The 24,368-nt window shown below is 35.9% G+C and carries 43 protein-coding genes and 7 tRNA genes; all 50 read left to right on the plus strand.

Annotated elements, in window-relative coordinates:
- The first annotated feature begins 21 nt into the window (after nt 1-21).
- The 50 genes from HHK02_RS01145 (at nt 22) to HHK02_RS01390 (ending at nt 24,352) form a co-directional block, all read left to right on the plus strand.
- Entirely contained in the window at nt 22-468 is a 447-nt protein-coding gene (locus HHK02_RS01145) for a hypothetical protein (RefSeq protein ID WP_181462616.1), read from the plus strand.
- Complete coding sequence (locus HHK02_RS01150) at nt 469-717, plus strand: hypothetical protein (RefSeq protein ID WP_181462617.1); 249 nt, start codon at nt 469-471, stop codon at nt 715-717. It abuts the gene before it with no gap.
- Nucleotides 718-894, plus strand: coding sequence for a hypothetical protein (locus HHK02_RS01155; RefSeq protein WP_181462618.1), 177 nt, complete (start codon nt 718-720; stop codon nt 892-894).
- On the plus strand, nt 895-1,035 hold the full coding sequence (locus HHK02_RS01160) for a hypothetical protein (RefSeq protein WP_181462619.1): 141 nt from the start codon (nt 895-897) through the stop codon (nt 1,033-1,035).
- Nucleotides 1,036-1,305, plus strand: a complete 270-nt coding sequence (locus HHK02_RS01165) for a hypothetical protein (protein ID WP_109885195.1) — start codon at nt 1,036-1,038, stop codon at nt 1,303-1,305.
- A complete protein-coding gene (locus HHK02_RS01170; RefSeq protein WP_079376266.1) occupies nt 1,306-1,524 on the plus strand; it encodes a hypothetical protein in 219 nt (72 codons plus the stop codon).
- The gene (locus HHK02_RS01175; protein WP_181462922.1) at nt 1,525-1,860 is read left to right on the plus strand and encodes a hypothetical protein; all 336 of its coding nucleotides are present in this window, start codon (nt 1,525-1,527) and stop codon (nt 1,858-1,860) included.
- Entirely contained in the window at nt 1,861-2,214 is a 354-nt protein-coding gene (locus HHK02_RS01180; protein ID WP_181462620.1) for a hypothetical protein, read from the plus strand.
- A complete protein-coding gene (locus HHK02_RS01185) occupies nt 2,215-2,823 on the plus strand; it encodes a nucleoside 2-deoxyribosyltransferase (RefSeq protein WP_181462621.1) in 609 nt (202 codons plus the stop codon).
- A 198-nt stretch (nt 2,824-3,021) separates the two neighbouring features.
- Nucleotides 3,022-3,360: a hypothetical protein gene (locus tag HHK02_RS01190; RefSeq protein WP_181462622.1), complete on the plus strand. Its 339-nt coding sequence runs from the start codon at nt 3,022-3,024 to the stop codon at nt 3,358-3,360.
- Nucleotides 3,361-3,546: a hypothetical protein gene (locus tag HHK02_RS01195; protein ID WP_181462623.1), complete on the plus strand. Its 186-nt coding sequence runs from the start codon at nt 3,361-3,363 to the stop codon at nt 3,544-3,546. It begins immediately after the preceding gene.
- On the plus strand, nt 3,547-3,963 hold the full coding sequence (locus HHK02_RS01200) for a hypothetical protein (RefSeq protein ID WP_231124887.1): 417 nt from the start codon (nt 3,547-3,549) through the stop codon (nt 3,961-3,963). It begins immediately after the preceding gene.
- Nucleotides 3,964-4,161: a hypothetical protein gene (locus tag HHK02_RS01205; protein ID WP_181462624.1), complete on the plus strand. Its 198-nt coding sequence runs from the start codon at nt 3,964-3,966 to the stop codon at nt 4,159-4,161. It abuts the gene before it with no gap.
- Complete coding sequence (locus tag HHK02_RS01210; protein ID WP_181462625.1) at nt 4,162-4,686, plus strand: hypothetical protein; 525 nt, start codon at nt 4,162-4,164, stop codon at nt 4,684-4,686.
- Entirely contained in the window at nt 4,687-4,923 is a 237-nt protein-coding gene (locus HHK02_RS01215) for a hypothetical protein (protein ID WP_003676567.1), read from the plus strand. It begins immediately after the preceding gene.
- The gene (locus HHK02_RS01220; RefSeq protein ID WP_181462626.1) at nt 4,924-5,340 is read left to right on the plus strand and encodes a crAss001_48 related protein; all 417 of its coding nucleotides are present in this window, start codon (nt 4,924-4,926) and stop codon (nt 5,338-5,340) included.
- Entirely contained in the window at nt 5,341-5,871 is a 531-nt protein-coding gene (locus HHK02_RS01225; RefSeq protein WP_181462627.1) for a hypothetical protein, read from the plus strand.
- Nucleotides 5,872-6,657, plus strand: a complete 786-nt coding sequence (locus HHK02_RS01230; RefSeq protein WP_181462628.1) for a deoxynucleoside kinase — start codon at nt 5,872-5,874, stop codon at nt 6,655-6,657. It abuts the gene before it with no gap.
- A tRNA-OTHER gene (locus HHK02_RS01235) sits at nt 6,658-6,717 on the plus strand.
- A tRNA-Leu gene (locus tag HHK02_RS01240) sits at nt 6,718-6,791 on the plus strand. It begins immediately after the preceding tRNA gene.
- Nucleotides 6,792-6,868: transfer RNA gene (locus HHK02_RS01245), tRNA-Ile, on the plus strand.
- Nucleotides 6,869-6,942 (plus strand) — tRNA-Asn (locus HHK02_RS01250).
- Between the two features lie 135 nt (nt 6,943-7,077).
- Nucleotides 7,078-7,160 (plus strand) — tRNA-Trp (locus HHK02_RS01255).
- Nucleotides 7,161-7,229: transfer RNA gene (locus HHK02_RS01260), tRNA-OTHER, on the plus strand.
- A tRNA-Arg gene (locus tag HHK02_RS01265) sits at nt 7,230-7,303 on the plus strand. It begins immediately after the preceding tRNA gene.
- On the plus strand, nt 7,277-7,546 hold the full coding sequence (locus HHK02_RS01270; protein WP_231124888.1) for a hypothetical protein: 270 nt from the start codon (nt 7,277-7,279) through the stop codon (nt 7,544-7,546). The genes HHK02_RS01265 and HHK02_RS01270 overlap by 27 nt, the downstream gene beginning before the upstream one ends.
- Nucleotides 7,547-7,810, plus strand: a complete 264-nt coding sequence (locus tag HHK02_RS01275) for a glutaredoxin domain-containing protein (protein WP_181462629.1) — start codon at nt 7,547-7,549, stop codon at nt 7,808-7,810. It abuts the gene before it with no gap.
- Nucleotides 7,811-8,569 (plus strand): nicotinamide riboside transporter PnuC, encoded by a 759-nt coding sequence (gene pnuC / locus HHK02_RS01280; protein WP_065869168.1) that lies wholly within the window; start codon nt 7,811-7,813, stop codon nt 8,567-8,569. It abuts the gene before it with no gap.
- A complete protein-coding gene (locus HHK02_RS01285; RefSeq protein ID WP_181462630.1) occupies nt 8,570-8,725 on the plus strand; it encodes a hypothetical protein in 156 nt (51 codons plus the stop codon).
- Nucleotides 8,726-9,535, plus strand: coding sequence for a prohibitin family protein (locus HHK02_RS01290; RefSeq protein ID WP_181462631.1), 810 nt, complete (start codon nt 8,726-8,728; stop codon nt 9,533-9,535).
- Nucleotides 9,536-9,736, plus strand: coding sequence for a hypothetical protein (locus HHK02_RS01295; RefSeq protein WP_181462632.1), 201 nt, complete (start codon nt 9,536-9,538; stop codon nt 9,734-9,736).
- Nucleotides 9,737-10,078: a hypothetical protein gene (locus HHK02_RS01300; protein WP_231124889.1), complete on the plus strand. Its 342-nt coding sequence runs from the start codon at nt 9,737-9,739 to the stop codon at nt 10,076-10,078.
- Complete coding sequence (locus tag HHK02_RS01305; protein WP_181462633.1) at nt 10,079-12,346, plus strand: AAA family ATPase; 2,268 nt, start codon at nt 10,079-10,081, stop codon at nt 12,344-12,346. It begins immediately after the preceding gene.
- Nucleotides 12,347-12,652, plus strand: coding sequence for a hypothetical protein (locus HHK02_RS01310; protein WP_181462634.1), 306 nt, complete (start codon nt 12,347-12,349; stop codon nt 12,650-12,652).
- Complete coding sequence (locus HHK02_RS01315) at nt 12,653-13,180, plus strand: hypothetical protein (protein ID WP_181462635.1); 528 nt, start codon at nt 12,653-12,655, stop codon at nt 13,178-13,180.
- A complete protein-coding gene (locus tag HHK02_RS01320; protein WP_181462636.1) occupies nt 13,181-14,665 on the plus strand; it encodes a DnaB-like helicase C-terminal domain-containing protein in 1,485 nt (494 codons plus the stop codon).
- Nucleotides 14,666-14,956: a hypothetical protein gene (locus HHK02_RS01325; protein WP_181462637.1), complete on the plus strand. Its 291-nt coding sequence runs from the start codon at nt 14,666-14,668 to the stop codon at nt 14,954-14,956.
- Nucleotides 14,957-15,571 (plus strand): hypothetical protein, encoded by a 615-nt coding sequence (locus tag HHK02_RS01330; protein ID WP_181462638.1) that lies wholly within the window; start codon nt 14,957-14,959, stop codon nt 15,569-15,571. It begins immediately after the preceding gene.
- The gene (locus HHK02_RS01335; protein WP_231124890.1) at nt 15,572-16,675 is read left to right on the plus strand and encodes a metallophosphoesterase; all 1,104 of its coding nucleotides are present in this window, start codon (nt 15,572-15,574) and stop codon (nt 16,673-16,675) included. It begins immediately after the preceding gene.
- Nucleotides 16,676-17,671 (plus strand): AAA family ATPase, encoded by a 996-nt coding sequence (locus HHK02_RS01340; protein WP_181462639.1) that lies wholly within the window; start codon nt 16,676-16,678, stop codon nt 17,669-17,671.
- Complete coding sequence (locus HHK02_RS01345; protein WP_181462640.1) at nt 17,672-18,820, plus strand: hypothetical protein; 1,149 nt, start codon at nt 17,672-17,674, stop codon at nt 18,818-18,820.
- Nucleotides 18,821-19,420 (plus strand): hypothetical protein, encoded by a 600-nt coding sequence (locus HHK02_RS01350; protein ID WP_181462641.1) that lies wholly within the window; start codon nt 18,821-18,823, stop codon nt 19,418-19,420. It abuts the gene before it with no gap.
- Entirely contained in the window at nt 19,421-19,996 is a 576-nt protein-coding gene (locus HHK02_RS01355) for a dephospho-CoA kinase (protein ID WP_181462642.1), read from the plus strand. It abuts the gene before it with no gap.
- Nucleotides 19,997-21,265, plus strand: coding sequence for a hypothetical protein (locus HHK02_RS01360; RefSeq protein ID WP_181462643.1), 1,269 nt, complete (start codon nt 19,997-19,999; stop codon nt 21,263-21,265).
- A gap of 12 nt (nt 21,266-21,277) precedes the next feature.
- Nucleotides 21,278-22,306 (plus strand): tyrosine-type recombinase/integrase, encoded by a 1,029-nt coding sequence (locus HHK02_RS01365; protein WP_231124891.1) that lies wholly within the window; start codon nt 21,278-21,280, stop codon nt 22,304-22,306.
- The gene (locus HHK02_RS01370) at nt 22,307-22,834 is read left to right on the plus strand and encodes a hypothetical protein (RefSeq protein WP_181462645.1); all 528 of its coding nucleotides are present in this window, start codon (nt 22,307-22,309) and stop codon (nt 22,832-22,834) included.
- Nucleotides 22,835-23,494, plus strand: coding sequence for a hypothetical protein (locus HHK02_RS01375; protein ID WP_181462646.1), 660 nt, complete (start codon nt 22,835-22,837; stop codon nt 23,492-23,494).
- A complete protein-coding gene (locus HHK02_RS01380) occupies nt 23,495-23,842 on the plus strand; it encodes a type II toxin-antitoxin system PemK/MazF family toxin (protein WP_086142031.1) in 348 nt (115 codons plus the stop codon). It begins immediately after the preceding gene.
- Nucleotides 23,843-23,986: a hypothetical protein gene (locus HHK02_RS01385; RefSeq protein WP_181462647.1), complete on the plus strand. Its 144-nt coding sequence runs from the start codon at nt 23,843-23,845 to the stop codon at nt 23,984-23,986.
- On the plus strand, nt 23,987-24,352 hold the full coding sequence (locus tag HHK02_RS01390) for a hypothetical protein (RefSeq protein ID WP_181462648.1): 366 nt from the start codon (nt 23,987-23,989) through the stop codon (nt 24,350-24,352).
- The last annotated feature ends 16 nt before the right edge of the window (nt 24,353-24,368 follow it).

A 24,368-nucleotide genomic window follows, 5' to 3' on the forward strand; every position in this document is an offset into this window, starting at 1 on the left:
TACACGCATCCGCGTAAATAAATGAAATTAATTCGAGATATATTCTTTTTGGGGTTGGAACCTCCGAGCGATGGTGCTGAATGGGTTTCACTAATTTCTTTGTGGGTACTAGTATTGCTTCTCGTGGTATATTTAATCGGTGTTTCATATGCTATTTTTTCTTCTTTCAGATCTTCTTCAAAAGGTGAAAACTGGGAAGAAAAAGAGAAGCTCAAGGAACTATTGCTTAAATATGGGAATAAATATCATGATAATTTGATTTCTGTTTTGCTCTTTAGCCAAGACAAAGAAATATCAAATGTTCGAACCAGTATGATCATGGATGGTAACTTAGATGAGGCTATTCGCCAGATTCTAAATGAAATCCATCATGATAATAACAATGGTGACAATGGATCGGACAATTTGGTTGCAATCCAAAGCATGAATACTACGATTTCAAATATGAATTCTATGCCACTCATATGAGTGATCCTTATAAAAGAGACATTTTATTTAATCAAAGTGGGGCAGCTATATGTAAGTGGAGTTGATGGTAAGCAACTAACGAGTAGATTTGGCATGAGGGCTTCTGACATTGAGGTTAATGAGGTATATTTAACGCCAAATCTAAACGAAGCATTAATCTTTGAAAAAGATGATTCTTGTTATGAAATTTATTGCCATGCAGCCGCAATGATGAGAACTAAGTTGACTAAAATGGAGCAGGCGGCATGATTGTTAGCAACAGAATTTAAAGAACGTATCGAACAGATGTCGAGAGGTCAAGTTGAGGTCACTGTTTTAGAAAATGATGATGTTCTAATTCGGCCGGCAATTGACTGGAATAGCGTCCCAGATTTCGTTAGGAACGTATTCTTAGAGTATTTGGGCATTATAAAGAATGGACGGTGAATGAGTTACACAGCAATTATTTCATTATTAGTGATGTTGGCATTTTTAGGCGTATCTACTGTTGCATATGGTGGTATCAGCCTATTTATTATTGTCCCAATTATTGTTGCGACTGGCTTTCTAGTCAAGGAAATGAGTTAGATGAAAATAGCATTTGTTCAACCAACTGAGGCTAGTTTAATCAATAGAGATTTTTGGTATGTAATTAACACGGATAATTCGTTAGAATATGAAACCTTTATCGAGAGTACTGCATTAATGAAATGCGAATATGATTTATTTGATACTATCAAAGAAGCTGAAGATTACTTAGATGGTATACAGGCAACTGAGTTTTATAAAAAGAGAATGCGTAAAGAACTTAATAAGATTAAAGATGACGTAAGGATTTTTAATTGGGCGGTGGCATAATTGAAAAACTTATTTAGAAAAATCAAAAACGTATTAGATCAAGAAGCCATTTCAATTAACATGGGTACTGGCAAAAACTTAAACCAATACCATTCCTGTGGTAGCAGTATCGTTAATATGAATGGTGTTCGCCTTGAAGTATCTGATGGGATTATTCGATTATATACTGACGATGACCATTACAAGATTATTGTAGATGGCGAAGTAATAAGACGGTAGTTGAAGAAAAAAGTTACACCTTTAATAGTAATTTTGGCCATTATTGGCTTTTCTTTTTGTTTAGGTTCAACAATTCATGCTGATATGATGTCACCGTCTAGTCCAACAAACCTAACTAATCCAAGTAACCCGGCAAATCCAGCTAGCCCACTCAATCCTGCCAATCCTGCCTCGCCATTGAATCCAGATAATATGGAACATGACGAAGAAGAGCATGAGAATTCTAATAACCGAATGTCTGATAAAGACGAAAAACTTGGAATTGTTATTATAGGCATTTTTCTTGTAGGGGTAGTTTTTACACTAGTTTTCTTAATCATTCAAGCAAATTGGTAGATGGGATTATTTCATAAGAAGGCAGAAAAAGTAGCCGTAGAAGAACCAGAGGACAAAGAAGAATTATCACCTTTTGAAGCTTCGGAACAACGCATTATTGGTTACTATTCCGATTTTGATAACGAACAGCTCTTCACCATTCATTTAGTTTTTGAAAACGGCGCTGAATACGATCTATCACATCAAAGTAAAGAGAATGTTGCATGGGTAGTTGCTCATAAGAACCTTGATTCAAAAGGTATTTTCCAGTACGCAATTAATGATGGGGTTGGCGTTGGAATTGATCTTCGCAAAGTAATTATTCTCACTGTTAAACCTGAAGAGACGTCAAAAGATGAGAAAGATGCCGCTTGAATGGCACAAGAAAACACACATCAACCAGAAATAAGTAAATTATTCTTGGAGGCTATTGCTGGAGGATTGCCAGTACAAAACGGCTCCGTTGAATTAGCAGGGCGCAAATATGAAGATGTAGTAGTTCATAATGGCGTTTCGGCAGTCCGCGCATATATTCAATGCTCGTGGTTCAGTCCAGAAGAAATTGATTTTATGGAAAAAGGATTAGAAGCATTAGGCCAAAATCCATCAGTTTCATTGCAATACAGTCACCACCCATTAAGCCATCAATACAATGACATTGATGTAAATGAACACCCAGAAGTAATGGGAGACCGTGAATGGCAACAGAATACATACCAAATGGATATGCACGCAATGTATGGCATGGAAATGGGTATTGGATTATTTATGCCAAGTAAACCAGACGTTGGTCAGATGTATGAACAAGGGGTACTTTATGCTTTGCACAAGCCAAATATTTTGATCATTCCTGATGATGAAAAAGATATTCCGCTTAATTTGATGGTCGGGTGTGGCAATACTCGAATTATTACATTAAGCGAAGCAAGAGATTTTGATTTCCATGATGTTATGTTTAAGCCTTACGATGGGAAGGTATTCTAAATGCAGCTTAAACAATTATTTTGTAAACATGATTATAGGTGGTTAGATGACATCTATTACCCCTACTGGGACGGTAGTAACATGTCAGAAATCTATCAATGTTGTAAGTGTGGTAAATATAAACGAGTACGTAAGTTGGACCTAAGTAATTACGGCATTGAGCAATCTATTAAAGCGGGACTAAGGTATGAAGAATGAATGAAAACAAAAGATATTTATGTAGTAGTTCACGCTAGTGGTTGGTATAGCGATTATGCAGAATATGTGGTTGGGGTAACTGATTCATATAAATTAGCGCTAAGCTATGCTGACAAGGAAGCAGAAGCCACTAATAATGATGAGCGTTATTGGTTTGATCATGACACAATTGATATTCGTAGATATCAACTTAATAGGTACAACCGATACTTATCTGAAGCAGAAAAAGTTGTAGAGAATGTTGAAATGTATAGAAACGAATTTGAGTATGATGAAACAATATATGAAGGGTCAGCGATTCAGGATAAATTTGTAAAGGTTAAGAAAGATGCAGCTTAAATGATTGACCACTTATTAATTCCAGTTATTACAACGTTCGTAATTGAAGTGACGATGTATCTCACTGTAAGAATAGTTGATAACGGATCAGAAAATCATGCAAAGAGTAATGCTGAAAGTGTTGTAATGCTATCAGCGCCTATTATTTTGGGCATTTATGGCATTATGTCTTTCATGCCATTTTAAATGACTGGTATGTATTTTGACGAAAATAATAATGAAGTGCGGAACGTTGTTGAGGTGTTTAGAAACAATAATATTCGTTACCCAAGCACCGTAGATGAGCTTGTACTTAGTTCTGAACAAATAAGGGCTATTGAAATGGTGCTAGACCATTGGTCAGAACGACACAAGAAAGACAAGGGCAAAGACCCACGAGAAAACATTGAAGTTAATACTTTCAGTGGTCTCCCAGTTGTGTATATTGCTGAATACACAACTCATGATGATTATGGTCCATTACGTGAGACTGATGTCTTTTCAGAAGAAATAGATGCCTGGGCTTTTGTTTTAAAACAGCGTGACGAAGGGGCAACTGATATTTCTGTTAAGCCTCGTTTGGTGTACTTAGATAAGGATAGAACGGTGAATTTTAATGATTGAGTGCATTTATATAGGGTCGTAATTGGAACATATTATCTAGGACTAGTAGCAGCTCATTCAGAAGAAGAGGCTATTAATACCGCTGTCCATAATGTTTTGCCTGGGCTACGTGGTGAAAGACTCGCTTATGAGCGGGAAGTAGCTTCTGCGGAATTGATTAAAACGTCCATGTTTGATAAACCAACAATGATTATATAAATGGGAGTTAAGAACTTTCCGCTTTATAAAGTAACAGAACATGCTAAAGAACGAATCTTAACAAGATTCAATATCACTAAAACTGAATTTGATGGTTGGATGAGTCGTTTATTATCACAAGGAGAATTCGTTGAGAAGCAGAATAATAATCGTGAAAAGTATCGACTACACGATATTGTGTTTATCATTGATACACGCCAAAAGCAGGTTATTACTGTTTATTCAGAGAATGAGCATGACGACAATGGATTCAAGGTGAACACCAATCCAGAAGTTAAATCAGCTATTAATGAAGCATTAGATTTGTTAGTAAAGCAGAAGAAAGTTCGAACTGCCGGTAAAATCTACGACAATATTCAAGCGATGATGGATTATTGTGAACGAATGAAGAGTCCTCATGTTAATCACCGTTTTGCTGATGTTGCTTGGGAACAGTTGTTGAAAGAATTCAATGAAATTAGGCGAACACTGGACGGAAGTATGCAGGTTATTTCTGAGGCCAAACAAAGGATTGCGGAGGGTTAAATGAAGACATTTCGAGGGAGACCAGTACCAACAGGAAGCATTGCCTGGCTAACAACAATTAGCTTGAAACATCAAGCGCTTATGTCATTTCCGGGTAAAGTTGAGAATATTACCGAACCAATTAAGGGAGTATGCATGATTGACTTTGGGAATGATGGATCATTTACTTGCAAACTTGATGACTTAAACAGTATTACAACAACGCCAATGATGTTGAATAACATAATGAGAATGTAAATGACCAATAAAGAGATCAATGCTGAAAAATTAAATGTTGAATTATTTGAATTAGAAAATAAGATGAAAAAACTACAAGAATTCGTTGATAGTGATGATTTCTTAAGCATTTCAACCATTAATCAAATGTTGTTGGCTAATCAAATGGTTGGTATGGCAATGTATAGAGATAGTCTGAATAAACGCCTTAGATTAGCAATGAATAAGATTAAATATACTGTTCAAGTGCTTCCAAATAATAAAGGGTACATCAACTTTGAGGCCGATGAACAAAGGTATACATTAGATACCGATGATGAGTCAGAACATTTTCAAACTCACTTCACTCAATCAGAAATCAATGAATTTAAGAAACGAAAAGATTTAGCGATTGACTGGGATAGAGTAATTATTGAACCAGTAAAGGCGGAGAATTAAATGGAAACTATAGTGCATGATCCACTTAATCGAATTACTGCAAAAGAAGCGAATTTACGAGCAACGAAACAGAAAGAGAATGCTTATAAAGAGACATTAAAAAGGGTATATGGTGCTATTCACGCTAACGTATCACTAGGCCGTTTTGAAACAGAACAAATTATCGATGGATTTGAAGAGGCTGATTATGTATTTAATCAATTGGTTATGAAAGATGAGTATGCGGTAACCCTAGGCGCAGTTAATAGTGATCCAGATGATGAAAGAATGAAGTTAACAATATCTTGGGATTCTGAATCGCTTATTGACCCTAATAAAAAATACATTTTACCTATGGAAGGTACAGAAGAACATGGATGTCCTGGAGAAACTACTCAAGGCTATGCGTATAAGAACAGGCGTGGTATTTGGACTATTTGTCATGTTTTTGGTGCTGGGGGAATTATGGATGAACGTGTGGTCACCGCCAAAGATATTGAAGAAGCACCAGAATGGGTAAAGGCGATTGAACCAGTGGAGGTAGCAGGCTAATTGATTACCCTTGGAGCTGCGATCGGCGCAGGTAAGAGCTCATTAACACAGATTTTATCCAATGAATTAGGAACAAAACCTTTCTATGAGCCAGTTAGTGATAATCCAGTATTGCCTTTATTTTATAAGGGTAATGAAATTGCAGCTAAAAAACGAGCAGCTGGTATTAAAGATGCAACAAATCCATATGCTTATTTACTACAAACATTTTTTCTAAATCGTCGTTTCAAGATGATTAAACAGGCAATGCAACAAGATAATAATGTCCTGGACAGATCAATCTATGAAGATCATTTATTCATGCAAATGAATGTTGATATGGGAAACGCAACGCAGGTTGAACTTGAGGTATATGAAAAATTACTTGAGAACATGATGGAAGAATATCCACTATTTAGTCCTGGTAAAAAGGCTCCAGATTTAATGGTTATGATTCATGTATCATATAACACTATGATTAAGCGAATTACAAAACGAGGGCGAGAATTTGAACAAATTGAAAACGATCCTTCATTAGAAGAATATTATAAGAATTTGCTCACCTACTATGATAAGTGGGAAAAAGAGTACGATATATCTCCATTATTAGTTATAGATGGTGATAAGTATGACTTCATGGAGAACCTTGACGATAGAAAGACTGTCTTACAGCAAATCTATGACAAGTTATTAGAAGTGGGATCTATTGATAAGACTAAGTATTCAGAATTAGTTGATTCTTTAACTGATTTAAAGCTGACTAATCATGAAGGTGAATATGATACTAATACCAAGGAGGCGGCTTAAGAGGTAGTAGTTCAATTGGTAGATCATGCTAGGATGTGGGTTCGATTCCCATCTACCTCAAACACATTAGCTCAGTCTGGTAGAGCGTTCATGTAAAGCGTGAAAGTGCGAGGGTTCAAATCCCTTATGTGTTAACTCCAGTAACTCAGTCAGGTTAGAGTGCACAACTTATAATTGTGAGGTCGCTTTGGTTCAAATCCAGCCTGGAGTATGCGAATTAGCTCAGTTGGTTAGAGCAGAGGTCTGTTAAACCTTGTGTCATCGGTTCGAATCCGATATTCGCAGATGGTTGCGTGTGCGACTACCTGTGATGCAGATATTGCCCAAGTTACTGCTGAGTTTAATTCTCAGGTTGCGGGTTCGGGTGATCTGGTAATCTACACCCTGAATAATACAAACATAAGATTGCAAGTCATTTAAACCTAGATAGCGAAGTCTGGTCAAACGCGACGGTCTCCAAAACCGTTCCTTCGGGTTCGGGGGTTCAAATCCCTCTCTAGGTGTTCGGCATAGCTCAATGGTAGAGCAACATTGTGCGGTGTAGATATGTGGTTCGATTCCCATTACCGAAAGTTTCGGTAGCTTAACTGGATAGAGCATCGGTCTTCTAAACCGAGGGTTGCGAGTTCAAGTCTCGCTCGAAACAATGGACAAAGCATTGATTAAATTGTTTGAAAAAGAAATGTTTAACAAAGAGAATGGTGCAGATGGTTTTCGTAACTTTGTACTTGATTACTATAAGAAACATTCGAAAGACACGTTTGAATATCCTAAGGATCGTTATGAACTTTTAACAAAGGGTAATCCTAAAGCGCAATGGACTATGGAAGATATTGTTGTATATTATCTCTCTAATAGCGATCAAAAAGGTAAAGTAACTTTTATTTGAATGATTAAAGTAAAGATTTATACAAAAGAAAGTTGTCCGGCTTGCATGATGACCAAGAAATTATTTAATGATTTAGGCGTAGATTATAAAGAAGTGGTAATTCTTCAAGATAGTCCTATGTTAGAAGTTTTACGTAAACAGGGGTGGCACAGTTTTCCCGTAGTAGAATGGCTGGACGAAGAAGGCGTAGGAGACGCTTGGTCAGGATTTAAACCAAATAATATTAAGGAGATATCTAGTTATTATGGACAAAGCATTGATTAAATGGATAACGCTATTGAAAAGATTGCATGGTATAACGTATTTAAGCCAAGCTGGTATGTAGAGCAAATGAAGGGGTGGACAACCCGATCATATGGTTTATTACTTATTGGAATTGGTTTAATTGTAGGAATGACTATTGGTGGTGGAGTATTTAATCCTGTTACTATGGCAACTATGTTTGCAGGTGTACTAGGATTTACATGTACCCTGTCAATCACCAATACTAAGCCTCTAAATGGGGTTTTGGGTCTTGTATCAGCGTTGATTTATATTGTTGTAGCAGTTCAAGCAAAGAATTACAATGATGTGTTATTACAGGCTATTTATATTTTGCTACTTGATTTGCCTGTGTTATTAATGCCTAGTTGGGCTAAAGACGTTGATAAGAAGGTACGGTTCTTACATGAGCGTGGCCGTGGATTAACTAATTGGGTATTGGTAATTGTATTTTTTGTTGTGTTGACTGGTATTCTGTACTACTCGGATACACATATCTTTATTAGCCCACGTCCATGGATTGATAGTATCGCTGCCTCTATTGGTATTACTGGTGCAGTATTAACCACGTTGCGATTTAGTGAAAGTTACTATTGTTGGACTATCCAAGGGTTAATGTCAGTGATTTTATGGGGAGTCACAGCAGCACAAGGAGATGCAAACTTTGTATTATTTGTAACCTACATTCTCTATCTTACAAATGATATGCTTGCTTTCTTTGATAAGAATGTGTCGTGGTTTCATCATAAAACAGCGAAATAAATGGGGTATTTTATTGTTAAGTCATTAACGATGATTATTGTCATCGGAATATTGATTTTTGGTATTCTATTTCTATCTGATAAGAAGAGTAATAACTCGGATAAGCAGCTCGAAAATAAACGAGTGAAAGCTACTGATAAGAAAGAGGGAATGTAGATGGAAAAATCAGTTAAATGGTCTATTGGAACAGTTATTGTATTGTTGGGTGTCATGATTGGTGGCTTCCGATTCTTTGAGAAGATTGATAATGGTAACGTTGGTATTCGTTATTCGATGTCGGGAGGGGTTCGTGACGAAAGTTTAGGTCAGGGAGTACGATTCGTTGGGTTAGATAAGGTTACTCAGTACCCTATTCGCAGTCAAACTGTTAAACAAAAGGTTGGGTCTGCTACTAAAGATGGGAAGAAGACTACCGTTAACATTACTTACGCTTACCATGTAGATCCAACTAAAGCCACTAAGGTATATAAGAAATTTGGATCAGCAGATATTAAGTCAATTGAAAATGGTTGGCTTAATCAAAAGCTTCAAAAAGCTAGTCGTGATGAATTATCTAAGTATAGCTTGCTTGATGTAATGGGTTCTGGCTCTGCTAAGGTCCAAGGCGCCATTTTGAAGGACTTCCAAAAGTCAGTTGAAGACCAAGGATTTATTGTTGAAGATTTAAGTTTCGGCGTTCCTGATGTTGATGCTCAAACTCAAAAATCAATTGATGATTTAATTAAGGCCAGTCAAGATAACGAACGGGCTAAGTTAGAAGCAAAGACTAAGAAGACCGAGGCCGAAGCTGATGCAAATGCAAAGATTGCACGTGCAGAAGGGGAAGCTAAGGCAAATAAGAAGATTTCTGATTCAATCACTGATAAGAATATTCAATACATGGAAGCACAAGCACACCTTAAGCATGGTTTCGTTACTGTTCAAGGTGCAAATGGTGTGATTGTAGATCAAACAGGTAACAAGTAAATGTATTTTTACTATAAAGGAATTCAAATTATTCCTACTAATCAGTGGGAAGTAGCAGGTGACAATGGAACAGTTCAGTTTATTGATGCAATTAATGTTAGAACAGGGCGTGAAATGACTGGATTGCCTGCTAAAAAGATTGTTGTAAGTAAAATTCATATATTACCAAATAAGGAGGAACTAAATGGAAAAATCAGTTAAATGATGAAAGAGTATAACGGCGAATCCATGCGAGTTATTCGTGCTTATAAAGTTGATAATACTCAATATGTAGATTTGCGTAATCAAGCTGGAGAAGACTTTGAAAGTATTCCAGTTGAGGATTTAGGTAAGAAGAAAGCAATAAAAAAGAAAGCTGTAGTTGAAAAAAGAGTTCCTAGAATTCGTTTTTCAAAGGGCGATGAGGAATATAGCTTTTGGTTAGACTCTAACGAATACGAAAAGTTTGTTGCCGATAATAAATTAAATAAAGCAATGATTCAAAATTGTCTTGAAGGCGTAGTAAAAACACATAAAGGATACAAGATAAGTGAAGTTAAATAGATGGCCGAAATAGAAATTGTAGGTTCGATTCAGCGCATAAGGTTTGCCGCCAACGATTCATTATTCAAAATTGCTACGATGAGGGTGTCAGAGGTACGAGAAGGGAATATTGTTAAAAATTCTTTTGGCGATGTAGTGTTCAAGGGTGAGATGTCACTCATTCCTCAGAACGAATATATTATTCGCGGTGAATTTATTAACGATGAAAAATATGGTCCGCAATATCAATACATTAGCAGCAAGCGTCGAGATCCAATTGAAGGTATGTCTCGAGAAGACTTCCGGCAATTCCTTACTGATATCTCCCCCAAAGGGGTACTTGTTAATGCTCAGTTTGATGATCCTCGACCTATTTTTCAAGAGCATAGGGTAAAAGAATTGATGTCTATCAAGGGCATTGGACCTGTTAGTGCTGACAAGTTGATTAACGCCTATGAAGAGCAAAAAGATTATAGCGAAGCCTACGTTGCTTTTGGTAAGTGGGGGTTTAACCCTAACATGACGCGGAAATTAGTACGCCACGTTCACTCAGTGGAAGGTGCTATCGAAATGCTTAATAAAGACCCCTATGAGTTTATAGATGTTCCAGGAGTAGGTTTTAAGACTATAGACGAAAAGGCGCTTAATTTTGGTATTCCATCTAATGATCCACGTCGTGTCCATGCTTTCGTAAAGGATTACTTTGATAAGTTAGCTATGGATGGAAGTTCCTGGACTAAAGAAATAGATTTGATGAAATATCTTCGCCAAGAAGTGTTTGATTGTGACGTTGAAGAGACACTTCAATGGATTAACGACAGCGACGAATTTGTCATTTATGAAGCTGATGATGTAAGACGAGTAGCTACTAAGCATTTGTATAACACCGAAAAATCTATTGCAAAGAATCTATTGAGATTACTTCACTCTAAAAATAAATTTGAGTATAAAGAGCGCGATAAAATTATCGACAGAATTCAAGAAGAACAAGGTTGGAAATACTCAGACGAACAGACCGAAGCAATTAATATGATGCTTGATAAAAATGTATCAATGTTACAGGGATTAGCCGGTACTGGTAAATCTACCGCCTTAAATGCCGTGATTAAAGTATTACAGGAGAATGACTACCAGGTAGCTACCTGTGCATTGTCTGGGAAGGCAGCTGATAATCTTACTCAACTAACAGGTAAACGAGGGCAAACAATTCACCGTTTACTTGGAATTGGTGATCCATTTGGCGGTTTTGAACACGAAGAAAATCCATTGCCAGTTGATGTAGTTATCTTAGATGAGGTGTCAATGGTTAATGATAGCTTATTTGAGGCGCTAGTTAATGCTCTGGGCGATGGCACTAAATTTATTATGGTCGGTGATATCGCCCAATTAGATTCTATTGGGGTCGGAGTTATGAGAGATATCATTTCTTCTAAAATTGTTCCTACTGTTTCTTTGACTAAGATCCACCGGCAAGCACAGGATTCAGCAATTATCACCCATTCATTACAATATCGAATGGGTAAGATGCCGAAAGTAAGCCCTAAGGATAGTTGGACGATGCTAGGCAATAAGAACGATCTAGGCTATGTGTTTGAAGATTCGGCAGAAGAAGAGAAGCTAAACACAGATGCTTATAGGATTTTTGCCCAGGCGTTAAATAAGTATGATGTTAGCGATATTCAAATACTCACTCAGACAGTTAGTGGTTGTACTCGTATTAATGACTTAGCGCAAACAATTGCTAACCCTAAGAGTCCTACTAAGAACCAGTACAAGGTCAAAGCTAATAGTGCTGATGCTTATATTCTACGTGAAGGCGATAAAGTTCTTAACACGTCAAATAACTATCGAGCAACAGCGGCAGAGAATCATCAGATGTATCGCCCTATTTTCAACGGGAACACAGGAATTATTGAAAGTATAGACCTTGAATTTAATAGCAAAGGTGGCGTTAGCCATGTTGAGGCCGTTATTGATTTCGACGGGGTCGGTAAAGTATTTCTTAGAGATAAGGAGCTTGAGACTATCCAATTGGGGTACGCGATGACAGTTCATAAGTCTCAAGGGTCTACTATTCCATGTGTGATTGTGGTGCTGCCATTTCATTACATGCTAAATAATCGGGAATTATTATATACGGCTTTGACCCGAGCTAGTGAGCTTTGTTTCTTGCTTACATCAACAAAATCACTTAAATCAACTGTTAAAAAAACTGGTGAGACTGTTCATCATAGTAATCTAGGATTGTTATTAAAGAGGGAGGAGAAGCAATATGATGAAAGAGTATAAATGGAAGTGACCAAGAAGCCATTTACTTTTACGTTAAAAAACGACTTCAACATGACTGGTTTTTTACTAAAAGCAAAACCCGATGAAGCATTTAGAACTAAGACTGAATTATCAAAAGAACTAGTTCGTACAAACACAACTTCTAATGTGAAGTTAAAAGATAATATTGATTTAACGCAAGAAGATGTAGAAAAACTTATTGAGGCTGGCCGTAAGACTCTGATTTATTATGAAGCAAATAATAGATTAGATGCATATAATTATCCTGACGAATTCGAATTACTTGATCTGGTGGTGAAATATTAAATGAAGCAAACATACTCAGACGAATTTTACAATCATTTGTACCGTTTGGAATCATATAACAAGATTGGCGAGAGCTGGTCACGAAAAGCTGACAAAAATAACCCGGATTTAATTTGGATACGCAATTATATTAAAGAAAATAATTTATTTGACGAATATAGTCATGATCGGCTAGAAAGAATGCTTAACAATTGCATTAGTCGTGGACTGGTTACGATTAAAGAAATTGCCGATGACTTAGAATTATCGGTACGTAAGATGCACAATCTATTAGTCAAGTATGACTTGCTAAGAAAACAACGTCTTGCGTACTATGCGAAAGTCGGTTATGTGATTACTGATAAGAATAATGATAATCCGGTATTCGTTAAGAGTATTTCTCATGGCTTAAGAGTTGCACCTGAACTAAGTAGACGGTCATTTGTTAATCTTGAAGGTCATAGAGCGATGCGAAACGGTCGTCATTTATATAAGACTGATGTCTGGAAGAAACAACACCCTGAATTCAATCTTGAGGAGGTAGCGTAATTGGTAGAAAAGGTAAAACAAGAAAATACCATTATAAAATCTGACTTTTATAAAGAGCTGAAAACTCAAAGAGGTATCATCGAGAGTCAATTAATTTTTTCTCTTTACGGTGATACAAATTACTTTTTTGATTACCCTGTAAATCCAAACGATATTTCTAATTCGATGTGGCGTTTCTACTATCATATGCTGAAAGAGATGGTCGAGGATCGTGGGCTTAAAACTTTGGATGCAGTATCCGTAGGTGCCTACGTAAATTCCAAAGAAGAGAAAATTCAAAAAGCATATTCAGAAGCTGGTGGTTATGAAACCATTGAAAAGGGTATTGCCATTGTCGAAAAAGAAAATGTCGATAGTTATTACAATGAATTGCAACGTTATAAAACGTTAATGAAACTGACTGAGATGGGATTTCCTATTAAGCAGAACTGGGATAAATACCAGGAAATGGACTTGGAAACCCTCAATGAAGTATTAGAAGGTCTTATAGCAGAGGCATTTGTAGATTCTCAATTTGGAAATGACCGAGTTGAAGAAATGTTTGATGATGTTGATGAAATGCTTAAAGAGGCTGATGAGGGTATTGCACAAGGACTACCATTAGGAAGTCCATTAATGGATTCAATTCAAAACGGGTTAGCACTAGGAAATATTACAATGTTAGCTGCCAATTCGGGGGTAGGGAAGACGTTTCTCACTACCCTTTTGCATATTCAAAGTTCAATTAATAACGAGGAACCTGTCTTAATTATCGCTAACGAAGAAGAAAAAAGCCGATATGTTCAAGGATTACTAACAGCTTATATTAACGCTCGCCATAAGGGGGCCATGTTTAACAAGAATAGGTTCTTACGAGGTAGTTTTACCGATGAAGAATGGGAATATTTAAACGAGGCTAAAGAATGGTATTTGAGAAAGGTGTCAGAAGGTCTAGTTCGTTTTGTTAATATGAATGAGTTTAGTATGGCAAAGACAATTCGGCTTATTAAGAAGTATGCTCGATTATATGATGTACGGTATTTTATCCTTGATACATTGAAATTGGATAACGATACATATAGTCGGGTTAACGATAGTTCTTGGCTACAATTACAACAGAATATGGTGAAGCTATATAACGTGATTAAGCCTAGTAATTTGAACGTCCATGTTTGGGTTACTACGCAGATGACCAAGACTAATCGACGAGCACGTTATTTGGATCAAAGCATGATTGGAATGGCGAAGAATATTACCGACGTAGTATCGTCATTGATTTTAGTACGTATGGCCTCTCAATCAGAGGTGAGTGGGAAGAATGCTATTAAGGTAGTTAACTCAAAGGGACACTCAGAAATGTTAGACGAAGATAATGATTACATGATTGTTTTCTGGGATAAAAACCGACAAGGTCAGACTAATCGACAGGTTGTTCTGGAGGTTGATCGTGGACTTAATCTTATTCGTGATGTTGGAAAAACACAAATTAATAATGATTTAGAATAAATGAAAGATAAACACATGTGGATAGATCAAAAAATCGAAGAGCATAAACATGTATTAATGGCTTCATTTGGCTTTCAAGGTCTATTGAAATCAAAATTAAAGCTTCCATTGATTCTAAAGATTATAAGAGAAATGCCAGGGAGCGCAATTGAAAATGTAACAATCTTTTTTGATGAATTACGTGAGCGTTATCTTGCTGATTCTCAATTCAAACAGTTTAGATTAAGCGAAGTTGATAGATTTATTTCAGAAGAGAAAAGTTTGGTAGGGTTGAAAGTTATTAATAATTAGATGGCTGTTCAAAAGTGTTATTACTGTGCTAACCCATTGAATGACGAGGATATGGTAATCAAACCAATCCCGCTAAAAACTAAGAGAGGGTGCAGAAATTATAAACGTAAATTCCATATTGACTGCTTACCTAAGTATCTTAAAGAGCATAAGGATATCAAGTTCAAAAAACAAGAAAAAAGTGATTGGGATCAAGTTTATGGGTATTTTAAGTCAGAAATATTGAATCTTTCTGCTGGCAATAACTTATCAGAATATTGCGTTGAACGCCTTTTGGGATTGAGAGTGGGTAAATTCAAGCCTTCGACAACGAATGTTAGTGGAAATAAGCAGGGATACTCGTTCAAAACTATCTACTATACGCTTTTATATTCTTATGACGCTATTAAAAAAGCACAGAAAACAGTTGAATTTAAGAACGAGGAACATGAAATTAATTACATCATGAAAATCGTGACAAATAACATTAATTTTATCCAGAGAAGGTTGGACGCTTTGGATAAAGAGCGGAAAAAAGTAGAAAAAATTAGTAAAGAGGAAGAGAAGAAGGTTGAGCAGCCTACAGTCGCCTACAAGCGCAAAGGCTCTGGGAAACGGAAGGTTGATTTTATTTAAATGATGGAACAAGAGGGGTTCTATGATAGTGATACTAACGAAAACTATCGTGGACTTATTAAACGTTTTCAAAAAGATTCTGGCCGTTTAAAAGATGCAACTACTCATGCGGACTTGATTGCTGATAATAAGTTGCAAAGTATTCAGAATGCAATTGGTCAATTGAATAGTAAGAAGTTGGAAACACAAGAGCAGGGTCGGGTAATTCGGCGATTAGTTCGTCAAACTAATAAAGATCTGTTGTTCATTAATGAAATTAAGTCGGCGTTAGAAAAGACCGATTTTGTTTTAGCAGAAAATCCAGTAATTCTTCCTGATGCTGGGCAGGATACAAATAGCTCAATGATCGTTTGTTTATCCGACATTCATTATGGTGCATATGTTGATATGCCAGAAAACTATTATGATACACAAGTGGTTGAAGGTTTATTAATTAAATATGCTGATAAAGTCATTAAACTTATCGAAGAAAATAAAGTCTATAGCGTTGATATTGTTAATCTTGGGGACATTGTAGAACATGCTTACATGCGTAACCAGAACCTATACGACTCAGAAGAAACTTTATCTGAACAAATCGTTCATGTAACAAAATTAATTATTGATTTTATCCAACGAATTCGACAACATGTAGAGCTAATTACTTATCGCGGAATTGCTGGGAACCATGATCGTATGCAAGGTGACAAGAATTCTAACTTGAATTCTGATCATGCAGTAAATATTAGCAATCAGATTATTAAGATGTGGATTGAATTATCAGGATCAGACGTAGAATTTATTGATACAGATAGCTATTTTACAGACATTAATGTACAAGGCTGGAATTTTGCGTTTGTACATGGTGATAGAAACAGTTTGAATAAGAAGACTACATTAGCTGAATTGGGAGAACAATATGATCGTCATTATGATGCAGTTCTTGGAGGACATTTACATCGTTTCTCAATATTAGAAGTGGGCGATAATCGTTTCCAAGCAACTTTTGGATCGATCAAAGGAATGGATGAATATAGCAAAAAAATAGGTGCGAAGTCCAGTCGTTCTCAAGGCGTAGTTTTAGTTAATCAAAATGAATTTGAAATTCGAAAGGTTAAACTCTAAATGGCGTTAGATTTGGATATGTTGCGAAAGCCTAATAGCCGAAAAAAGGGCTTAAAGATTTTAGTATATGGTCCGACAGGTGTCGGTAAAACAGTTTTCGGTCTTTCATTCCCAGAAATCATTGCAATGGATAGTGAAGACGGGTATGCGTGGTACGAAGGAACGGAACGAGCTAAGAATTTATTAGGAATTGTTGATTCTCAATCCTTTGATGATTTAGCTAATTTGATTGATGAATTAGACGAAAATGTGGACGACTTCAAGACATTAATTATTGATTCAGAAACTAAGATTTACGAAAACATTCAAGAAGCTCTTCAAGAAGTTGAAGAGTCACGAGCAATTCGTAAAGGAAAAGATGTACTTGATGCTAATTTGTCTGTACGTTCATGGGGAAAGATTAAGCAATTAGCAAGTCGCTTGCAGAACTTAAAACTTAAATTAGCAAGTCAAGGAATTAATATTGTGTCAATTGCTCAGGCTTCAGATGTAATGAAAGATGCAGGTAGCGGTGTCCGTGTTAAGACTGGCGAGAAGCCGGATATGGCAAAGAAGGCGCCATTCGATTACGACGTGGTTCTTCGATTATTTACTCGTGACAATAAGTACTTTGGTGTAGTTGAAAAAGACCGTACTGATACCTATGCTCGGGGAACCGAAATCGAAAATCCTTCGTATGCCAACTGGGCCAAACGCTTAGAAGCAGATGACAACAAGGGGAATGTTATTGTTAAAGACTTTAGTAAGGATAAGAAAAAGGCCAAGGTCGCATATGAAGAAAGTATTACTTCTGAAATGCCGTTTGAAGATCAAGTAGCAGATTTCTTATCTTTGTTAGAAGGTCAAGATAAGAAGCAAGAATTTGCTACTAAAGTTAAAGAGATGACTGGAAGCAAGACTTTAAGCGCATTAACTAAAGAACAACAAAATAAGGTTATTAAGTATATGAATGAACAAAAGGTGAAAATTTTAGACGAAACACCGGTAGCAGCTTAAATGCCAAAGGCTAAGTTAGAAAAAGAATTAAAGCCGGGAATTGCCCGTTTTATTGCTCGAGGACGAGCTTCTATTTCAAGCGACACATTCCCTGCACAAACTACTGAATCTAAGTCAGGTTGGGTATATAAACGAGTAGGCTTCCCAGTTAAGATTGGTGATAGTAATTCTATTTATGTACAAATGATGGGTGGCTACTCAAAGCGTAAGCCGGTTGTCCATGTGTTTAACAAGGATACTAATCAACATATGGAGCTTGATTGGGATTTACGTGATAACGAAGATGCTCTTAAAAATGTTGCCGAATTCTCATTCATCAATGTTGCTCTTGAACGCGACGAAAAAGGAAAGTTAATCCGAAAACGTTTCTTATCTGAACTAGATGCTATTAATTACATGAACGAACACTTACATGACGGCCAAGAAATTTACGTTAGTGGTAACGTTGAATACCAACGTTACGATGGAAAGATTAGTCGTAGTTTCAATGTCACAAATATTGGCCTGTACGACGGTAAGGATAATGAGGAAGTAGAAGAAAAGGCGGAAATGCGTCAAACCTACTTGCTAGAAAGTACGGCGTTGCCAAGAGATTGGGAAAAGACATTAAAAGAAAGAAACGAGATTGTTGTTAATGCCTTTGTCCCACAATACGTTGGTAAGGAAAATGGCAAGGAAATTAAAAAGACGCTTGCTTTCCCACAACAATTTACTATTCAAACTACAGAAGACAAAGTAGATATGATGACCAAAGCTATCGAAACGCTTTTTAAAGTCAAAAAAGGCGTAGTTCGTGAAATTGGTCTCAAGAATAATATTGTTCACGGTTATGAAAAGAGTACGGGTAAGATTCAACGAAGTAAGCAGGTTATGGAATTGATTCAACTTGGTATTATGACCGAAGAACAAATTGAAAATGAAGAAACAATTGGTGACCGCAGTGTTGACAAGGTCATTTTCAAGATGCCATTAATGAACGTTGATGGTGAAAAGTCCGATTTCATGTTAGCAGACAAGTATTCGCCTGAAGCATTGATTGTCGTTGAAGATGATGAAGATATTGAAGAAAATACTAGCGTGTTCAACGAGGACGATAATAAAGATGAAGAAGGCAATGCAGACGCAATGTTTGGCGGTCTGTTTGAATAAATGAGTAATTTTACACACAAATACGACATAGAAGTTGGATTAGATTTAACTAAAATTCTTACTCCAGAAGCTATTCCTGGTATTAAAGCCTATTTAGGTGTCGATAACGACAATGAACTTCTGAATGCTATCGCAGAAGATAGGTACCAAAAGTTAGTCCAAGCATTACAAGAGGCTGGATTTGGAGTTATTCGCGCAGGATTCTCAAGAATTGAAGAGAAAGACCATGACGAACAAAATGGTGCAAGCACGTCACCTTTAAATAAAGCTAAGGACCATAACGTTAGCAAAGAACAAAAAGGTGAGCAATTAAGTCTTGAAGAATTTAGTAATACACTGATCTCCCTTTTAAAGGGCGAACAAAAAAGGATCTCTGATAGTGACGGAGAAATCATCAAGGTGGATATTGACGCAGATTATATTAGTATTGCTCCAAACTTTGATGTTATCCGTAAAGATGCTGGATTAAACAATGAAATAGAATTTAATTTTGAAGAGTTAAATGATGGGGTAATACTAATCTCATATACAGATCCTGAAAAACAACAATTACAATTTAAGAAAATTTCCAAGGAGGAATTAGTTAATGCCAAAGGCTAAATGGGTTCTAGTGGTGGTGCCGGTAAAGACACAGTAGCAAATTATATCAAAGATAATTTATTCAACGGCCGTGCTGTTAAACACGCATTAGGGGAACCTATTCATGAATTAGCTGAACAATTTGCTGGGGATAAGGTACAGCGTCATCATTTGCAGGATCTAGGAGAAAGTATCAGAAGTATTTTTGGTCATGAAGCGTGGATTAATCTACTTGACGAAAAATATGGCGGTATTGACGTACCATTAATAATTCCAGATATTCGTAAATTATTAGAATATTCACACTACTGTATCGAAAAAGAGTTTAAGCCGTTATATGTGTATACTGACCCAGAAATTGCAAAAAAGAGACTAAAAGATCGAGATGGTGGTTATAACGAGGAAGATTTAGGTAAGAATATCGAACGACAAATGGATTTCTTACAGGACTATGGTCGTAAACAATTCCCTGAGCGCTTCGTTACACAGTTAAATGCACCATATCCATTCGGCGAAATTTATGTTATTGATAACTCGGGTTCACTCCAAGATACATATCGACAATTAAATGAATGGTGGGAATTGATTCATGAGTAAATGGAAACTAAGATACTTTTAGATAGAATCGGTAATCTTAATAGGATAATTAATGATCTAGGGGAGAGAGATCAGAAAGAAATTAGTAAATTATTATTGTCGGTGGATTATAATTCAGAACAAATTGAAATTATATTTCACGTGTTTTTTAATAACTTCATGAATGATGAGTTAAATAAATGCCTTCAACTCCGAACATATCGAATTGAAAAATATAGGTCTTTTAATCCTAAATATGAGATTGGGAATAACATAAAACAATTAGCATGGTATTACTATGCAGAACGGCACAACGAAGTAAGTGCAGCAAGTGCTAATGCTGCGTTGACCGATGTGGAAATAATCGAAAAAAAGTATAAGATTCCATTTTGGGAATTCAATAAAGTTCAGATAAAAGAGTTTCGTGAATATTTGCTTGAAGAGAAGAAACTTAATAAAAGGACGGTTGATAATAAATTAGGATATTGTCGTACCTTAGTGCGATCAATTAACGATTTGTTATCAAAATACAATGACAAGAAGATAGCGATTGAAGACAATTGGGCTTTACACTCAAATAAATGGAAACCTAGAAAAGTACAACTGATTACGTATGATGAACTTATGGACAATTTTATGCCAAAATCGCCAAGTCCAGAAAACTTAATTGCTCTACTTCTTTTTAAAGGTGTATATCTTGCCAGAGAAACGGAAAATAGCGAAATCGCTCGCATTAAGCTAAAGGACTTTAACGGAAATGAATTAACTGTCCATGGTAAATATGGTGATAGAATTGTTAAGTTTACTCCAAAAGAAATGGAGTGGATAAATTTAGGGATAAAAGAAGTCAAGGTGAAGAATGCAGGAGGGGCTAGTCCTCAAACTGACAAATATTTTATACCTGTAACACAAGATTCTTATCTTTTTCGTAAATTAAAATTTATAAGCAATGAAGAAACTCCACTGGGACATTGGACTCTTAACAAGAGGCTTAATGAAGCATGGAAAATGGTATATGGCAAGGATTCAAAGATTAGTGCCAATAAATTAAGAACATCTGGAATACTTGACCTAGTTAATCGTAGGCTTATAGCTAAATACGGTACTCTACGACCAGAACATCAATCTGATGTAGTGATCGAGATTATAAAAGTATTTGGTGAGGTTGGCGACTATTCAGAAAACGAGATTAAAGAGGCTATCTCTTCACAGAAGTCAGCAAATTCAATTTGGCATCGTGGGCTTATGTACTATCACGACAGAGAAAACTTAATGAAAGTAAAGCAGTAGATGAGTGAAGAAATGATAAATGTATATCAAACGTGGATTAATTCGTTGGCATCAACAAATACAATTAATAAGTACACAAGCTCCGTAACATTGTTTAGTAATATGGTATTTAAGAAAAAACCAACAGAAATTTCCGAATTTGATTTAGTTCATTTGCGATACAGTGACGTATTGAATAAATTTGTTACGCCACTTAAGGAGAATGATATTAAAGGCTCAACCATTAAAGGACATTTAATTGCGGTTAGATCTTTAATGAAGATGATTAAAAAAGAAGGTATTTATGATAAAGCCAATATTGACGATTTAAATAATTATGTGTTAACGAACAAAACGTTAAAAACTAATGACGTAAAGCATCATGAAGCAATTTCATTAGAAGAGTTAGATCAGTTTAAGGATTTTTTAACTAAAAGAAAATATCGTGACGACCAAGATGGCATGATGGGTAAAAAATATGCTGAGTTAGTGGACTTTATGTTCAAAACTGGTATTCGTGTCACAGCTACGTTTTCAATCAAATGGATAGATTTTCAATTTATCGTTGCACATGACGGTACTCGTTTTGCTCGTTTAGACGTAATTGATAAGGGGCATAAGTTAAATACTAAATACCTTACATTAAGCTACTATCAAGATTTACATAATTTGCTTTTTACGGGTAGTGACGAAGAATTTGTTTTTGGCGAATTATCACATGAGTCGTTAAAAAATGCTTTTCGTGATTTCAGTAAGAAGATTAATCATAATCTATCTCCTCACTCGTTACGTGCAGGCGCGGCCACGACACTTTATTACCAAACAAAGGATATTATGTTGGTAAAAGATTTTCTTGATCATGAAAGCGTAGCAAATACAGAAAAATATATTCATAATCAAACAGATCCCACTATGACAGGTACGGCAATGCTTACCGCAGATTATGATTACTCAGAAATTGATAACCTCTCTAAAGAACAATTACTAATGTTAATTCATTCACGTCCCGAAATTGAAAATGTAGTATATCGTGCCGGAAAAGATCATAAAGTGCTAAAATAAATGAAAAAATATTTTAGAATTCTAATTGCTGTTTTTGTGGGAATTGGCGTTATATCTATTTCTGGTAATGTACATGCTATGACAAATAAGGATTTGGCGGGGAAGATATACTTGCGAAGTAGTCCTAAATCAGAAAATCGACGTATTGTCATTCTGTTTAACGGAAAAGGAACTGGTTATCGTCAATTTGTCGCCGAAGTAGATGAGAATAACAATATAGACGAGTCAAAACTAACCTCTAATGAAAAGAAAGATTACAACAATATGCTATCTAGCAAAAATGGCTATAATAAAAAGCAAAGTGACGACAGTGACTTTTATCCAGTAAAAGAAGGATGGATGAAAATAAAACATACGAAATCTGGAGATAAAATAAAACTTGATGGTCAGAATGGGCCTAAGTGGTGCAAAATCAATGGTGATGATCCGAATAATTTTACAGTAGATTATGTAATCGACAAGGATAGAAATATAGTTGAGACTTACACGTATCAACTGTCACCACAACAATATAAATTTCAATGGTAAATGGAGACTTTAGCAACATTATTAGAATTGGTATTTTTAGTATCGTTTATTGTAGCGATTGTTTACGGTATTAAATGGTTCAAAAATAGGAATGATAAAGAGAATGACTTATTTAAGAAAAACAAGAAACGTTTTTGGATTAGTATTGCTGTAGTTGTGATTTCCTTTATCCTTGGAGGAATGGCTCAGAGTAGCGCTGATGACGCCCAAGAACAGGAAGCTACAGCACAACAAGAAAAGAAAGATAAATCAAACTATGAGGATGATAAAGAAGAATTCGCCAACGAATACTTTGCACTTGGTCATAAGGTAGAAACGCTCTCTTCAAAAGAAGGAGAAGAATGGAATGACGCTATAGAAAATTCCGACGAAGATTTTGATGTAGATTCTGCTATTGATACTATTCAAAATAATCATACTGATGAGATTGATGATGTTGATAGTAAACTTAGCGATCTTCATGACTTAGACCAGAAGATTCAGAAAAATGATTCGGTCGACGATTCAGATAAAGAGAAATTTCATAATGCATATTTAGACGTAAAACATTTTGCCAACCATGCTACTAATATTAGTGGAAGCTACAATGATTTTATGGACGAACATAATGATTTAGATCGAAAGGTAGCTGACCATATAGAAGAACTTCAAGACCTTTAAATGAGTAAAGTACAGTATAAACAGGGAGATATTATCTATTTAGACTTTAGTCCGGCTATAGATACTGAGATGGAAGGTATTCATCCAGCGGTAATTATTTCTAACGATCGATATAATCGCAATACAAATTATCTTATGGTAGCACCAATCACTTCTGGTGGGACTTATTTTAATGGTTACGTTAATTTACAGGGATATGCAAACATATATGGTCGAGTAAATGCAACACAAATACATTGTTATTCTCGTGAAAGAGTGCGTTCTTTACCAATGGATAAATTGCGATTGGAGGATTTTAATAAGGTTAAACGACAAATTAGTCGAGTTATTAATGATTTTTGTATATAGATGACGCATTTAATTATTATCGGAGTTTGTTTCTTAATAGCAATTTGTATTGATTGGTGGGAAGGAAATTTTCCTCCAAAAATTGAAAAGAAAAATAAAATCAACCAAAAAGGGGGTCGTCATTCTAGGCGATCCTCTTTTTAGATGTGGAAACATAGAACATTAATTAATGATGCAGTAGAGATTTTTAGTAACCTATGTGGCTATATGGGCGTAACTGGGAAAATTTTGAATAGTAACGTTGGAAAGAGTTTTCTTTGCGTTATTGCTCCCGAAGGTGGAATTCGTTCTTACGAATTAAATGATGATTGGTTAGAGAACATTGCTGCTGGCTGGGATAAAGGTAATATACGCGTGGAAATTACAAAAGATATTATTTCAAAATTATCATTTGGTGGGCTTGATAGTACTCCATATTCCGATTTAAGCATTAATGATCGAGATTATTTTGATAATTTTAGTATTAAATTAGCTGATCTAACCGTTTCGAGAGCATATATGAAATTATAGATGAATTTGATTAATC

It is taken from the genome of Limosilactobacillus reuteri (assembly GCF_013694365.1).
Classification (GTDB): Bacteria; Bacillota; Bacilli; order Lactobacillales; family Lactobacillaceae; genus Limosilactobacillus; species Limosilactobacillus reuteri_E.